Source organism: Shewanella sp. 38A_GOM-205m, assembly GCF_000518445.1.
Classification (GTDB): Bacteria; Pseudomonadota; Gammaproteobacteria; order Enterobacterales; family Shewanellaceae; genus Shewanella; species Shewanella algae.
The window spans coordinates 117,990-132,446 of record NZ_JADP01000004.1; the positions used below are offsets into that span (position 1 = coordinate 117,990).

Annotated in this window: 12 protein-coding genes; 7 read left to right on the forward strand and 5 right to left on the reverse strand. The window is 50.2% G+C overall.

Features of this window, described 5'->3' with window-relative positions; genetic code table 11:
- Positions 1-52: 52 nt before the first annotated feature.
- Positions 53-967 carry a LysR family transcriptional regulator gene (locus N512_RS0105050; protein WP_028779624.1) on the reverse strand — a complete coding sequence of 305 codons (915 nt, stop codon included), beginning with the start codon at positions 965-967 and terminating at the stop codon, positions 53-55.
- Between the two features lie 112 nt (positions 968-1,079).
- Between N512_RS0105050 and N512_RS0105055 the strand changes: the two genes are divergently transcribed.
- The 3 genes from N512_RS0105055 to N512_RS0105065 are packed head-to-tail and all read left to right on the forward strand — an operon-like array spanning position 1,080 to position 3,623.
- Positions 1,080-2,231, forward strand: a complete 1,152-nt coding sequence (locus N512_RS0105055) for an alanine racemase (protein ID WP_028779625.1) — start codon at positions 1,080-1,082, stop codon at positions 2,229-2,231.
- A 2-nt stretch (positions 2,232-2,233) separates the two neighbouring features.
- Positions 2,234-3,157, forward strand: coding sequence for an ornithine cyclodeaminase family protein (locus N512_RS0105060; RefSeq protein ID WP_028779626.1), 924 nt, complete (start codon positions 2,234-2,236; stop codon positions 3,155-3,157).
- Positions 3,150-3,623: a GNAT family N-acetyltransferase gene (locus tag N512_RS0105065; protein WP_028779627.1), complete on the forward strand. Its 474-nt coding sequence runs from the start codon at positions 3,150-3,152 to the stop codon at positions 3,621-3,623. The genes N512_RS0105060 and N512_RS0105065 overlap by 8 nt, the downstream gene beginning before the upstream one ends.
- A gap of 359 nt (positions 3,624-3,982) precedes the next feature.
- Here N512_RS0105065 and N512_RS0105070 read toward each other — a convergent pair whose 3' ends face one another.
- Positions 3,983-5,086, reverse strand: a complete 1,104-nt coding sequence (locus N512_RS0105070) for a phosphoribosylaminoimidazolesuccinocarboxamide synthase (RefSeq protein ID WP_028779628.1) — start codon at positions 5,084-5,086, stop codon at positions 3,983-3,985.
- A 556-nt stretch (positions 5,087-5,642) separates the two neighbouring features.
- Between N512_RS0105070 and N512_RS0105075 the strand changes: the two genes are divergently transcribed.
- Positions 5,643-6,659, forward strand: a complete 1,017-nt coding sequence (locus N512_RS0105075) for an IS110 family transposase (protein WP_028779629.1) — start codon at positions 5,643-5,645, stop codon at positions 6,657-6,659.
- Between the two features lie 517 nt (positions 6,660-7,176).
- On the opposite strand, the gene N512_RS0105080 is transcribed toward N512_RS0105075, so the two are convergent.
- The 3 genes from N512_RS0105080 to putP form a co-directional block, all read right to left on the reverse strand.
- On the reverse strand, positions 7,177-8,424 hold the full coding sequence (locus N512_RS0105080) for a glutamate-5-semialdehyde dehydrogenase (protein WP_028779630.1): 1,248 nt from the start codon (positions 8,422-8,424) through the stop codon (positions 7,177-7,179).
- Between the two features lie 46 nt (positions 8,425-8,470).
- Positions 8,471-9,613: a glutamate 5-kinase gene (proB, locus tag N512_RS0105085; RefSeq protein ID WP_028779631.1), complete on the reverse strand. Its 1,143-nt coding sequence runs from the start codon at positions 9,611-9,613 to the stop codon at positions 8,471-8,473.
- Positions 9,614-9,718: 105 nt separating this feature from the next.
- The gene (gene putP / locus N512_RS0105090; protein ID WP_028779632.1) at positions 9,719-11,215 is read right to left on the reverse strand and encodes a sodium/proline symporter PutP; all 1,497 of its coding nucleotides are present in this window, start codon (positions 11,213-11,215) and stop codon (positions 9,719-9,721) included.
- Positions 11,216-11,995: 780 nt separating this feature from the next.
- Here putP and N512_RS0105100 point away from each other — a divergent pair.
- The 3 genes from N512_RS0105100 to N512_RS0105110 all read left to right on the forward strand — a co-directional run bounded on the left by N512_RS0105100 (position 11,996) and on the right by N512_RS0105110 (position 14,447).
- The gene (locus N512_RS0105100) at positions 11,996-12,331 is read left to right on the forward strand and encodes an ArsR/SmtB family transcription factor (RefSeq protein ID WP_028779633.1); all 336 of its coding nucleotides are present in this window, start codon (positions 11,996-11,998) and stop codon (positions 12,329-12,331) included.
- A 66-nt stretch (positions 12,332-12,397) separates the two neighbouring features.
- Entirely contained in the window at positions 12,398-13,432 is a 1,035-nt protein-coding gene (arsB, locus tag N512_RS0105105; protein WP_028779634.1) for an ACR3 family arsenite efflux transporter, read from the forward strand.
- 1 nt (position 13,433) lies between these two features.
- On the forward strand, positions 13,434-14,447 hold the full coding sequence (locus N512_RS0105110) for an ArsJ-associated glyceraldehyde-3-phosphate dehydrogenase (protein WP_028779635.1): 1,014 nt from the start codon (positions 13,434-13,436) through the stop codon (positions 14,445-14,447).
- Positions 14,448-14,457 lie beyond the last annotated feature (10 nt).

Consider the following 14,457-nt stretch of genomic DNA (forward strand, 5'->3'; position numbering starts at 1 on the left):
TAATAATTGCGAAAATACTAGGTTTGTAGTGCACAACTCCGATAACAACTTACTATCGATTTAACCACGGCGTCTTTTGGCATTGATCTTTTAGTAGAGATAAAAAGCCAGTGACTCGCGCCGACCTCTCATGCGCAGCAGAAGTCACTAGGGCAACAATATCGGCGTTTGGAAGCTCGTAATCAGGTAACAGCCGCACTAATTTACCACTATCAATCTGTGACTGAATGTCCCATTCGGATCGCATGATGATCCCCAAGCCTTGTAACGCCCAGTCTTTAATCACTCTACCCTCATTACTTGCAAGAGAAGGGCGAATACGAATACTTTCTATGGCCCCTGTCACTGCATGAGTAAAGCTCCACAGCGTGACATCTTCATTATTTTCTCTCAAGGCAATACATTGATGCTTCTTAAGATCTTGCGGAGTCTTAGGCTGTCCATGACGAGATAGATACTCCGGCGAAGCGCAAACAAAGCGTTTGTTTGGGGCCAAGCTCACCATCTTAAGGCTGGAATCCGCTAAGTGGCCAATGTAGATGATAATGTCCCATTTATGATGGTTTGCCCAGTTTGGGTTGTCTGACAATTCTAGCTCCACCTCTAGGCGCGGATGAGCTTGTTTATACTCACCTAATAAAGGGGCTATCACATCGTTGCCAAAGCCAAGGGGCGCCAAAACTTGTAGACGACCACTGACATCCCCTCTGCTTTCATTGAGCTTATCGATGAGTTCATCCAAGTCCTCAAGGATCGAAATACCGGTATCGACTAAGACGCGCCCTTCTTCTGTTAGGCTAACCACACGCGAAGGTCGTTGAAGTAACTTAAGTGATAGCTTCTTTTCGATATGTTGAATACGCTGAGTGACTGATGGAGGCGTTATATTGAGCGCACGAGCCGCATCTGCCAATGTTCTATGGTTAGACACTACCACAAGAAATCGAATATCTTCTGTCGTCAACATTAACTTTCAACCTAATCTATAAGTAGATTTTTGTTAATATAATTCAACTTTCTCCTATCTCATAATCATTTCATCGACATTGAACTGCAATTTGCGAGCTTAGGTAAATGAAATGATTAAACATACAGAACACCCTGATTTAGAAAAGCAATACAATGCCATCGGCACACCATTTCTCTACCTGGACAAACAAAAGTTTTTAAACAATCTCGCGCAAATGCGCAGTCATATGTCGAAACTGGGCGCGCCACTAAGACCCCACTTTAAAACGGTAAAGTCGTTAGATGCGCTTCCTTACTTAATTGACTCTCTAGAGGATCCAATCACTGTATCTACCCTTGAGGAAGCAGAACAGCTTGCTAATTATGGTTGTAAAAACATTCTCTATGCAGTTGGCATATCACAAGAAAAGCTATCACGAGTCGAGCTATTACTGAAACGTGGCATTAGCATTGTGGTGTTACTTGATAGCATGGAACAAGTCGATTTCGTTAACACCTACTGTCAGGAACATGAGTGTGTCATTAGCTGTCTTATAGAGATTGATTGTGACGGACACCGAGGTGGCGTCAGTGCAGATTCCGAAGCCTTGATTGCTATGGCTAAGAGCTTAGATAAAGGTTTTGCCGATTTTAAAGGTGTGATGCTCCACGCAGGTGAATCTTACCACTGTTCGTCTCAAGAAGCGCTAAACCAATCAGCCAGTAATGAAGTAGCGACTGCACTACTTGCAGCGAAACGCCTCGAATTAGTGGGGATTCACTGCGAAATAGTCAGCATAGGGTCTACCCCAACGGCATGTTCATACACAAACACAAGTGGAATTACAGAGGTCAGAGCTGGTGTCTATTCGTTGTTTGATTTAGTGATGCATCAGCTTGGAGTATGTACCTTAAACGATATCGCAATCTCAGTAGTAAGTAGTGTTATTGGACACAACAAATCAAGGGGACAAATATTTGTTGATGCTGGTTGGATGGCTCTTTCTTTAGATAAAGGCCATGACGAACAATGTTATGGCGTGGTTCTCCAACCGAATGGTCAAGAGAGTCAAATACTGAAAGTCGTGCAGGTAAATCAAGAGCACGGCATACTCGAAGCGGCTTCTGGAAGCGAGATCGACTTCGAATGTTTTCCCATTGGTTCTCGAGTTCACATAGTCCCAAATCATGCATGCTCTACAAGCGCAATGCACAGTCAATACCATGTCTTTGACTTGGTCGAGGGGCAAATTGAACAATGGCAACGTATCTCAGGGTGGTAAACATGCTTTATTTAGATGAAAAAACAACCGCAGCGTTAATTACTCACGAACTGGCATACAAAGCAGTCAAAGCGGCATTTTCCGCAGTACAAGAGCAGCACTCATCAATATTTCCGGTCGTTAACGCATCTGGCCAGATAGAAGGTTCAATATTTTCACTCAAATCGGCACGCACAGATCAATTGCTTGGTTGGAAAATGGGAAGTTATTGGCCTTACAATAACCAAGTTGGGCTACCAAACCATGGTACTCATATTTTTCTTCTCTCACCTGATACGGGAGAAATGAAAGCCATTTTGTCAGCAAGTTTGGTTAATGCCTACCGAACCGCTGCAGCTGATGCCATCGCAGTTGATCTATTGGCGAGACAAGATTCAACGGTACTCGCGTTATTTGGCACGGGTCATCAAGCTAAATATGAAGCGCTTGCCATTTCAAAAGTTAGGAACCTATCTAAAGTCATGATTGTTGGTAGAAATCAGACTAGTGCTAACCAACTGGCGCAAGAGCTAAGCGATGAAGGTTTAACAACTGATATCAAGACTGCTCAAGAAGCCTGTGAAAGCGCAGATATTATTGTCACCGTTACGGCGTCTACAGCTCCTCTATTTGAATCGTCGTGGGTGAAGTCTGGAACTCATATTTCTGCAATGGGAGCAGATAAAATAGGAAAACAGGAACTGCCGCCATCGCTATTTGAGAATGCCATCCTCTACTGTGATTATTTACCTCAGTCCAAAACAATTGGTGAGTTCCAGCATGCACCAGATAAAGAGATATATCAGATCTGCGACAAGCTTCAATTAAAAGAAAGGAACGAAAACGACATTACTATTTTTGATAGCTCAGGAATTGCCTATCAAGATCTTTATATTGCTAAAATAATTTTAGATAAATACCTATCCAAGGAAGATGGCCATGAATAACGTTAGCTTTTTAAAAATAAACGGTAACACCATCGATGACATTATTGACCTTACAGTGGGAGAGTTTCAAAAGCATCTTATTGCTAATAACGCAGAATGGCTTGCAGAGGCGAGTTTTAACGACGATAGTGTCAGCTACGGCATTTATTTAGACGACAAGCCAGCAGGGCTCATCTCTCTTATCGATCCAAGACTACTCGATAAGTTCGATGATCACTTTCAAAAGGACCATTTGTACGTGTGGCGTGTCATGATTGACCATCGTTTTCAAGGAAAGGGATTGGGGAGTCACGCGATTAACTTCAGTAAGCGATACGCTTCCATTGTTGGTTTAAAAGGCGTGTCGCTAACCACAATGGATAAAGAGGAAGGGAATGCTCTCTATATTTACCAAAAGCTTGGGTTTACACCAACGGGCAGAAGACTTGATGATGAAATTGAATTAATTTTTAGCTTAGATATTTGATTGAATAAATGGGCTAGACGGTTCAGTGTAGTACTCATGATTTAATTTGTGGTAAAAGTTAAGTGGCTGTTTAAATTTAGATTTTCAAATTATTGATGAATTGATTCATAAAGTTGAGGTTTTAATTTGTCAATCTGGAGAGCTAATGAAGAATATACTGAGATATATTATTTTCTATTGTCACCCCAAACCACTGCCTATGGCGGTGGTGATTGTCTTAAATTCGGGGTAAAGATCAATTGATATAAAAAAAGACCTAAATGAATAGATCTTTTTATATGCTACCAACCACAAGTAATAACATTCTGGGCTTTATGCTTAACGGGAAACTGCCTCATTAGCAGCCGCGGCAGAATGCCTTAGTCCACCAGGCCGTATTGTTCCTTGAGTACCCGGATGATTTCTGCCTTGGGATTATCCGAGAGAGTGATCTTGGCTCCGGTGACTTTCTCGGCAATACCTGTGTAGGTACGCGAGACATTCATCATGGCCTCCAGTGGCAGGTCGTTGTCGCGGGCCAGGGCTTCACGTTCCGGCATTCTGTCCTTGTTCAACAGGATATCCGGATCCGGGAAGTGGTTGAGCAGGAACTGACGGAAGCCTTCTTTGGAGTTCTCGAGGATCTTACCGTCACGGTAGGCGCTGCCATCCCAAATACGTGAAGAGTCTGGGGTTCCCACTTCATCCATATAGATAAGCTTGGATTGGCCTTGCTTGTCAGTGACATAGCCAAATTCGAACTTAGTATCGACAAAGATCTGATCTTGCTGTGCCAGCGCCTCGGAAATGACTTCGAATCCCTGCTTGAGCAGCTTTTCGTACAGATCGATATCTTCAGGCTTTTCAAAGCCGAAGGCCTCGAAGTTGGCTTCGATATCTGCGCGGCTGATGTTGACATCATCCTGCTCCGGTACCCCGGGGATCCCCTTGAGTATGCCCTTGGTCGATGGGGTGATCAGTAACTCGGGTAGCTGCTGGTCCTTTTGCAATCCTTCCGGCAGCGTGATGCCGCAAAATAGCCGCTCACCCTTTTGATAGGCGCGCCACATGGAGCCGGTAATATAGCGGCGAATAATGGCTTCCACCTTTATCGGGCGAGCCTTTTGCACTATCCACACGAAGGGATGGGGAATGTCGAGAATATGGCTATCTGCCAGCCCTTTTTCCTTGAACAGGCTGAACCAGTGGTTGGAGATGGCGTTGAGCGCCGCCCCTTTGCCCGGGATCCCTTTGAGACCCTCTTCGCCGTGGAAGATGCAATCGAAGGCGGAGATACGATCCGAGATCACCATGATCGCCAGCGGAGTATCGGCGGGCACATCATAGCCCTTTTCACGGATCAATCTGGCGCTGTCGGCCTCGGTCAACCAGTAGACACTGCGCACTTTTCCGCTGTGAACCGGCTTGTCGGTGCGGATAGGCAAATCATTGTTTACGGCTAGAACGGAATCAGCAAGACTCATGACGAGTATTCCTCTGGGTGTAGGGTTTAAGGCTAAGTCCGGCAGGCGGGGTTATTGTTATCAGCCTGTTTCCGGGATAATGCGAGCCGACGGCGGGGCAGCAGCAAGCAGCAAAAAAGGCTGTGCTTGAGAGGTAGAGCCGCTGTGGAGTCATACCAGTATGAGATGCCGCCGACAAAAGATGGGCTATTTTACCTCAGTCGCAACCTTTTGCCACGGGGAGGCTTTGTTTACTGGGGCAAAACTCTGTTCGCGATAGAGACTAATGAGGCTGCACCCCGGGAGCTTGGGCGCTGATTCGGCATCCATGTTTCTGCCGCCTTATTATGCGCCAACGGCTTTCGGCTACACCGAGGGGAATTGGTGCAATTCTGCAATCATAGCGCTGCTTGAAATTGCTTGTATACCTACAGACATACACCTATTTTCCAGGCATAGGCGGGACTGTGACCGTCGAAAACAGGGATAATGGAATGGACCCATCCACTTTAAATCGACCTCGCAATGGGCCACGATGTGGTCGCTAAAACTCATCAGAAAGAGGACGGGTCCACCTATGAAGATTACTACAATAGGTTTAGATATCGCAAAGTCTGTTTTTCATGCTGTTGGCGTCGATAAAGCAGGCAAGTTAATCAAAAAGAAAATGCTTAGACGCAAAGACTTGCTGCCCTTTGTCGCGAAAATTGAGCCTTGCCTTATCGTTATGGAGGCGTGTGGCGGCGCAAGTTATTGGGCCAGAGAACTCGAGCAATTTGGGCACGTAGTTAAGTTAATTGCCCCGCAGTATGTGGTTCCTTTTAGGCAAGGTAATAAAAATGACTACAACGATGCGCTAGCCATTGCGGAGGCTGCGCAGCGACCCAACATGCGTTTTGTAAAACCTAAATGCGTCGAGCAGCAAGATGTGCAACTGCTCCACCGAATGCGCGAACGATTAACTAAACAATCAACAGCCTTAATCAACCAAGTGCGAGGCATGTTAGCAGAATACGGTATTGTCATTACCAAAAGTAAATCTGCTTTTAAAGCCCAGTTACCTGATATTTTGGTCGATGAAGCCAATACACTGACCACCAAAGGTCGGGCGATTTTTTATCAGTTATATGAAGAGTTTACTGATATAGATAAACGGCTTAAGAGTTGTGACACCCAAGTACTAAACGAAACTCAAAACAATGTGGTTTGTCAGCGATTACAGACTATTCCTGGTGTTGGGCCTGTCACCGCTACGGCGATTTATGCTGCAGTGGGTGACGGTAAAGATTTCAGTAATGGTAGACACTTTTCAGCTTGGTGTGGCTTGGTTCCCAAGCAACACAGTCGCGGAGGTAAAGATAACCTCCTTGGGATAAGTAAGCGGGGAAATGCCTATTTACGTACGCTGTTCATCCACGGCGCCAGAGCAGTGTTGCGACACAGTGGGAGTAAGTCGGATAAGTTGAGTTGCTGGGCTATCCAGCTAGCGGAGCGCCGAGGTTTCAATCGTGCGTGTGTGGCCATCGCCAATAAACTCGCGAGAATGTCATGGGTTATCGCGGCACGTGAAGAAGAGTTTCGGCTCGCGATGTAACAACATCAAATGTACTTATTATGTTAACGATTAACTAACCAGCAAGTTGCTAAGACACTTGATTTGATGATGAGACAGTCAGACTGATCTACTAAAAACCTTACGAAAACATTGGCTCTGATGAAGCCGCAGGGATGATAAGGACAGTAGAAGCAAATATCCATCAGGGCCAGAGGAATCCCTCAACAACAGGCCGAATATATGGGTGCAATGAACTCTTCTCAAAATTGATATCGAATGTCTTGCAAACCGGATGGGTCCATATATGTTTTCGTCGAGGCTACAGGGACGTATTCACGCCGTGTCACAGGATCGCCTGTGCGAAAGGCCGTTCTCGGACGTCCTGTCCTTCACGGCATTCGGGCTTCCTGCCCATCCGCACCGCAGGTGATGGGCTGCATCGAGGCCTGAAGCTATATTAGCCTCAGTGGCAGGGCTCGCTATGCAGCGGACAATCTCTTGTGTTTATAAGACAATAGCGGTTTGGCAATAAGCCCCGCTATTGCCAAACCCTTCCTCAGTCGCGTGTCTGACCTGTGCCATTGACCAGGAATTTCTCCGTGGTCAATGACTCCAGTCCCATGGGGCCGTAGGCATGCAGCTTGGTGGTGGCGATACCGATTTCGGCACCAAGCCCAAGCTCGCTGCCGTCGCTGAAGCGCGATGAGGCGTTGACCATCACCACAGAGGCATCGACCCCTTGCTGAAACTGTTGCGCCGCTTGCTGGCTTTCGGTGCAGATCACCTCGGTATGGTGGCTGCCGAAGCGGGCGATATGCTCCATGGCATCCGCCAGCGAGTCTACCTGGCATACGGCGATTTCCAGGCTCAGGTATTCCTGGCCGAACTCCTCTTCCGTCAGCACAGTGGCCTGGTCGAAGAAGGGCGCCGCCTTCTCATCGGCATTGATCTTCACCCCCTTGTCGGCCAAGGCCTGAGCGGCGATAGGCAGCCAGACTTTGGCGATATCCTTGTGTACCAACAGGCCCTCCAGGGCATTACAGACACCGGTGCGCTGGGTCTTGCCGTTGAGCAGCAGGTTGAGCGCCTTTTCCACATCGGCATCTCTGTCGACATAGAGGTGACAAACGCCTTTAAAGTGCTGGATAACCGGAATTTTAGAGTTGTCGCTGACAAAGTTGATTAGGCCTTCGCCGCCTCTTGGGATCACCAGGTCGATATAGTCGCGCTGTTGCAACAGTTCCAGCATCAGGGCGCGGTCGGGATCCGGCACCACGGATACCAGCGCGGTCGGCAGTTTGAACTCCTGCAGTACTTTGTGCAGCACTTTGGCTATCGCCAGGCTGGAGTTGAGCGCCTCTTTACCGCCGCGCAGTATTACCGCGTTGCCCGATTTGAAACACAGCGCTGCGGCATCCGCGGTCACATTGGGGCGCGCCTCATAGATCATACAGACCACCCCGAGCGGCACTCTGAGCTTGCTTATCTGAATACCGTTGGGACGGCGGCCCAGCTCGCGGCGCTGACCCACGGGATCGTCCAGCTCGACTATGGTATCTATGCCACTGGCCATGGCGGCGATCCGCTCTGGCGTCAGGGTCAGACGGTCGAGCATGGCGTCGCTGAGACCTGCGTTGCGGGCCGCAAGGAGATCTTCCTCATTGGCCTTGAGAATATTGTCATTTTCAGCGAGAAGCGCCCGGGCCATCGCTTTCAGCACCTGATTTTTGGTTTGGGTATCTATTAGTGCCAGCTCCCTGGCCGCCTTGGCCGCTGAGCTTGCCAGTGTGGTTATCAGACTCATTAGGGTCCTCCTTTGTTCGTTGCGCTACTCTGGTGGCGGGCCGCTGCTATTTCTCCAGTTGCGGCGTTTTACTGAGTAGGGCGATATCTTTTTCCGAGACTATGCCGCCCAGGCTGTCGGTGAAGCTGTCGGCCAGTTCAGGGTCTTCCCGCTCGGCGATAAAACTCAGCAGGCTGCTGCTGTAGTTGCTGCGGGCCTTGGCCAGACGGGTGCCGTCGTCGCTGCGCAGCAGTATGGTATCGCCGGCGGCAAAGTTGCCCTTGACCTCAAGTACTTCATTGCTGGAAAGCTCGGCGCAATTCTTGGCGCTGTCCATCTCCTCATCGGCGGCGACTATCACTTCCCCTTGAGCCCTGACAGTGTGGGTCAGCCAATGCATCCGCTCCTGCAACGGAGTTTCGGATGCCCGGAACAGGGTGCCGGGATTGCGGCCCGACAACAGGGCATTAAAGCTCTCCTCTTTGAAGCCGTTGACTATATAGGTATCAATGCCGTGGGAGCTGGCCTTTTCCGCCGCTTCTATCTTGGTGCGCATACCGCCGGTACCGACATCGCTGTGACTGCCGCCGGCCATGGCATAGATGGCGGCATCGATTTTATTGACCTCGGGCAGCAGCTCGGCATCGCTGTGCAGATGCGGGTTCTTGTTGTAGAGGCCATCAATATCCGAGCAGATCACTAAGGTATCAGCGTCGGCCGCGGCTGCCACCATGGCTGACAGGTTATCGTTGTCACCCACCTTGAGTGCATCTGTGGTGACGGTATCGTTTTCGTTGAGGATCGGCAGTATGTCGTGATCCAGCAGGGTAAACACGGTTTCCCTAATCGACAGGTAACGCTCTCTGTCGCGCAGATCGCCATGGGTCAGCAGAATTTGCGCCGTGGGAAAGTCGAAAAACTTATCCCAGGTCGCCATCATCTCAGTCTGCCCGGCGGCGGCCATGGCTTTTTTCAGTACTACCTGGGCCTCAGGGCTATTGGCTTCACTGCCAGGTTTGAGCGGAAATCTGTGGGCTCCGGCGGCAATTGAGCCGGAAGAAACCAGTATGGTCTGAATGCCTTTAGCGCGGCAGCGCACAATGAATTGGGCTATGGCCAGCAGATAGCGCGAGCTACAGCCCTGTCTGTCAGGGGCAATCAGGGCGCTGCCGACTTTTAAAACAATTCGTTGCCTTGGTTGCTTATTCATAACTTCCTTAACCTGTTTGAGGTGTTACTTCGAAGCGGATTGGGGATTGAAGCTAGACCCGGCGTCTGCCACCGGGTCTATAACGGGATTTGTACTATCCAGCTATCAGCCGACCTGCTGCAACTTTTCCCGGGTAGCGTGGAAGGTCTTCTGCACTGAGTGTGAGGGATCCTGGCTAAAGTGGCTGACCAGCACTATCGCCGCAGAGCTTATGATAAAGCCGGGAACTATCTCGTAGATCACGCTGGAGAGTGTCTTGCCATCGGGCAAGACAGGCAGCAGGATCCACAGCAGCACAGTGATGGCGCCGGTGAGGATACCGGCGACGGCACCCGAGTGGGTCATCTTCGACCAGAATAGACTGAACAGCACCAGTGGCCCGAAGGCGGCACCGAAACCGGCCCAGGCGTTACTCACCAGTGACAATATGCTGCTGTCGCTGTCCAGTGCCAGTAAAGTGGCCACGGCGGCAACGGCAAACACCCCGAGGCGACCTATGTTAACCAGCTTCTTCTCGTCTATGTCCTTGTGGAACACGGCGCGGTAGACATCCTCTGTCAGCGAACTGGATGACACCAGCAGCTGTGAGGAGATGGTGCTCATGATGGCCGCCAGAATCGCCGCCAGCAGGAAGCCACTCACCAAGGGGTGGAACAGAATTTCCGAGAACAGAATAAAGATGGTTTCCGGGTCCTGCAGCCCAGGGTGGAACTTGTTGACATAGGCGACACCGATAAGGCCTGTGGCCAGGGCGCCGAGTATGGTCACCAACATCCAGCTCATCCCTATGTTGCGGGCCGTCTTGATATCTTTCACCGAACGAATTGCCATAAAGCGCACTATGATATGTGGCTGGCCGAAATAACCCAGTCCCCAGGCCATGCTGGAAACAATCGCCAGCAGGCTCATTTTCTCCACAGATTCAGACAGAGGCACTATGGTGTGATTGGCCTGCGCCATCATCTCTGTGCCATTGTTGAACTCCTGAAAAGCCACTATAGGCACCATCACCAGGGCGACAAACATAATACAGCCCTGCACAAAGTCGGTCATACTGACGGCCAGAAAGCCCCCCAGCAGGGTGTAGGCCACCACCACTGAAACAGTGATCACCAGGCCTAGCTGGTAACTCAGGCCGAAGGCGGATTCAAACAGTTTGCCCCCGGCGACCAGACCGGCAGAGGTGTAGAGAGTAAAGAAGAGTATGATCACCGCTGCAGAAATCATCCGCACCGAGCCGTTTTTCTTCTCGAAGCGCTTGCTGAAAAAGTCCGGCAGTGTCAGGGCGTCATCTGCTTCCTGGGTATAAACCCTGAGCCTGGGCGCCACCAGCAGATAGTTGAACCAAGCGCCGATAAGCAGGCCAAGCGCAATCCAGATGGTGTCGAAGCCGATAACAAACATGGCGCCCGGCAGACCCATCAGCATCCAACCACTCATATCGGAAGCGCCGGCCGACAGTGCCGTGACCTGAGGGCTGACCTGACGGCCGCCGAGAATGTAGCCCGAAATATCATCGGTAGAATTGCGATAGGCAAACAGGCCTATCGCCAGCATGACCACAAAGTAGATGGCCAAAGAGATATAACTCGAATAATCCATAGATTAGTGCCCGTTATTGCCAGTGAAGGCTTGATTGAGTTTTTGTTTGCAGAATGGGTACAGGTAGGTTGAGAGTACGAGCCAGAAACACCCTAATTGGATCAGGTACTTGGCTTTATCTCTGAGGCTGATTTGGTAGCGTGAAAGATGACTGTCAGACTCCTGTGAGCTGTTGGCATTCATCGTGATTCTCCTTCCTTAAGTTTCATCTGAAGTTGGGCTAACGAAAAACCACTTGAAGGCTAACCAATCTATTGATTAGTGTTCAAATGGTTTTGGTTCGAACGATATTATTCATGTTTATCAGAAAATGATCAAGTTTATATCTGAGTGGAATACTAGGTTTTAAACTGGATTTAAATGAGTATTTTCATTTAAATCAGTTGTTTGTGTTGTGGTTTTTTTAGTTTTTTCAATTTTTAATATATTGCATACAATTATAAGGCAAGCGATAGGTTCTATATTTGAGCTATAACAATTTTCTGATTTGGTTCTGAAATAAACCGGAAATAATTAGGGTTTAAAATTAATTTACGATAGCGTCGGCTTCTGCCAAGCGAACCACTGCAAACCCGTGTAACCCCTGGGGCAGATCTCCAATTCCAACCCGACAAACTCCTCAAAATAGCGCTTGAACTATAGGCGTTTTTATATATGATTTATCATATATCTGTTTATCCATATATTCTCCGGGTTGCTGAAGGTGCTTATTTGAGTGACCAACTGAAATTGGCAGATGTATGGCAGGCCGATCATTGGCCTTAAGGAGTGGCATTTATCATGGAACTAACCATTTTTTTCAAAGCCTTGGCCGATGAAACCCGGCTGCGCAGTCTGCTGTTGATCCTGCAGCAGGGAGAGCTTTGTGTCTGCGAGTTGACTGAGGCCCTGGCCTTGAGTCAACCGAAGATCTCCCGTCATTTGGCGCAGCTGCGAACTCAGGGGCTGCTGCAGGACAGACGCCGGGGCCAATGGGTGTTTTATCGTCTCAGCCCCGAGCTGGCACCCTGGTGCGAGCAGTTGCTGCGGGACACACTGACGGCCAACCCTGGCTTTATTGCTGATGAGCTGACTCGGCTGGAGGCCATGGCCTCGAGGCCGCAAGCTTGCTGTTGAAACCGGCCGGAATCTATCACTTGAGCGCCGGAAGTTAACCGCCGGGGGACCGGAGAGGGGAGATGTATGGGAATTTTTGAACGTTGGCTCAGCCTGTGGGTAGGGCTGTGTATTTTAGCTGGGATAGCACTGGGTTATCTGGCACCTAATGTATTTGCCGCGGTGGCGGCGCTGGAATACGCCCATGTCAATCTGGTGATCGCCGTGCTTATCTGGGTGATGATCTATCCCATGATGGTGCAAATTGACTTTTCCGCTATCAAGGATGTTGGCCGAAATCCCAAGGGATTGCTGCTGACGCTGGTGATCAACTGGTTGGTGAAGCCTTTTACCATGGCGCTGCTCGGCTGGCTCTTTTTCCGTTTTCTGTTTGCCCCTTGGGTGGAGCCGCAAACGGCGCAGGAGTATATCGCCGGGATGATCCTTCTCGGAGTCGCTCCTTGTACCGCCATGGTGTTTGTCTGGAGTCAACTGACCCGGGGCGATGCCAACTACACTCTGGTGCAGGTATCGGTCAATGATGTGATCATGATTTTTGCCTTTGCACCACTGTCGGCACTGCTGCTGGGGGTGAGCGATATTCAGGTACCATGGGAAACCTTGATTCTGTCTGTGGCTTTGTATGTGTTGCTGCCTCTATTGGCGGGGATCTGGACCCGCAAACACCTCAATAGCCGGCCAGAGGCGATTACGGCCTTGCTGTCCAGACTCAAGCCCTGGTCGATATTGGGGCTGCTGCTGACTGTGGTATTGCTGTTTGCATTGCAAGCCGAAACCATAGTGGCCCAGCCACAAAATATTGTGCTGATAGCCATTCCACTGTTACTGCAGACTTACGGTATTTTCCTGCTGACCTGGTGGTTGGCGAAGCGTTTGCGCCTGCCCCACAACATAGCCGCTCCGGCCTGCATGATAGGGGCATCCAACTTTTTCGAACTGGCGGTTGCCGTGGCTATCTCCCTCTTTGGTCTGCACTCGGGAGCGGCGCTGGCCACAGTCGTCGGGGTACTGGTGGAAGTGCCTGTGATGCTATCCCTGGTGGCGTTTGCCAATCGCCGCCGCGGTAACTGGCCAGCGGCCAATAAATTAACGGAGAACTGAGATGACAATAAAGGTGGGAATTAACGGCTTTGGCCGCATGGGACGGCTGGCCTTGAGGGCTGCCTGGGATTGGCCGGAACTCGAATTTGTGCAGATCAACGACCCTGCCGGCGATGCCGCCACCCTGGCGCACCTGTTGGAGTTTGACTCGGTTCATGGCCGTTGGTCGCACCCAGTCGAGCATGAGGGCAGTACCATAGTTATAGCCGGGCGGCGGATAGCGACCAGTCGCAATCAGGCCATTGCAGACAGCGATTGGTCTCAATGCGATCTGGTGATTGAGGCCTCGGGCAAGATGAAAACCAAGGCGCTGCTGCAGGCCTATCTTGATCAAGGGGTCAAACGAGTGGTGGTGACAGCGCCTGTGAAAGAGGACGGCGTCGCCAATCTGGTGATGGGGGTGAATCATCAGTGTTACGACCCGGCCAGGCATCCGATAGTAACAGCCGCATCCTGTACCACTAATTGTCTGGCGCCTGTGGTCAAGGTCATCCATGAGAACTTCGGTATTCGTCATGGCTCCATGACCACAATTCACGACATCACCAATACCCAGACCATATTGGATGCGCCCCATAAGGATCTGCGCCGTGCCCGCTCCTGTGGCCAGAGCCTGATCCCGACCACCACAGGCAGTGCCACCGCCATTACCCATATCTTCCCTGAGCTGAAAGGCCGCCTCAACGGCCATGCGGTCAGGGTGCCACTGGCCAACGCCTCGCTGACCGACTGTGTGTTTGAACTGGAGCAAACAGTGACAGAGCAACAGGTCAACGACTTGCTGCAACAGGCGGCCGAGACTGAGCTCAAGGGCATTCTCGGCTTCGAGTCGCGGCCGCTGGTGTCGGTGGACTACAAGACAGATCCCCGCTCCTGCATAGTGGATGGGCTGTCTACCATGGTGATCAACGGCACTCAGCTCAAACTCTACTGTTGGTATGACAACGAATGGGGCTATGCCAATCGCACCGCCGAATTGGCTCTGATGGTAGGCCGTTTGGACCGGGATGCCTGAAGGACAACAC

Bases quoted from the DNA above. Each gene is read 5' to 3' on its own strand.
- N512_RS0105080 (WP_028779630.1), bottom strand. From the start codon at position 8,424: ATGAGTCTGATAACCACACTGGCAAGCTCAGCGGCCAAGGCGGCCAGG.
- proB (WP_028779631.1), bottom strand. From the start codon at position 9,613: ATGAATAAGCAACCAAGGCAACGAATTGTTTTAAAAGTCGGCAGCGCC.
- N512_RS0105070 (WP_028779628.1), bottom strand. From the start codon at position 5,086: ATGAGTCTTGCTGATTCCGTTCTAGCCGTAAACAATGATTTGCCTATC.
- N512_RS0105075 (WP_028779629.1), top strand. From the start codon at position 5,643: ATGAAGATTACTACAATAGGTTTAGATATCGCAAAGTCTGTTTTTCAT.
- arsB (WP_028779634.1), top strand. From the start codon at position 12,398: ATGGGAATTTTTGAACGTTGGCTCAGCCTGTGGGTAGGGCTGTGTATT.
- N512_RS0105065 (WP_028779627.1), top strand. From the start codon at position 3,150: ATGAATAACGTTAGCTTTTTAAAAATAAACGGTAACACCATCGATGAC.
- putP (WP_028779632.1), bottom strand. From the start codon at position 11,215: ATGGATTATTCGAGTTATATCTCTTTGGCCATCTACTTTGTGGTCATG.
- N512_RS0105100 (WP_028779633.1), top strand. From the start codon at position 11,996: ATGGAACTAACCATTTTTTTCAAAGCCTTGGCCGATGAAACCCGGCTG.
- N512_RS0105110 (WP_028779635.1), top strand. From the start codon at position 13,434: ATGACAATAAAGGTGGGAATTAACGGCTTTGGCCGCATGGGACGGCTG.
- N512_RS0105060 (WP_028779626.1), top strand. From the start codon at position 2,234: ATGCTTTATTTAGATGAAAAAACAACCGCAGCGTTAATTACTCACGAA.
- N512_RS0105050 (WP_028779624.1), bottom strand. From the start codon at position 967: ATGTTGACGACAGAAGATATTCGATTTCTTGTGGTAGTGTCTAACCAT.
- N512_RS0105055 (WP_028779625.1), top strand. From the start codon at position 1,080: ATGATTAAACATACAGAACACCCTGATTTAGAAAAGCAATACAATGCC.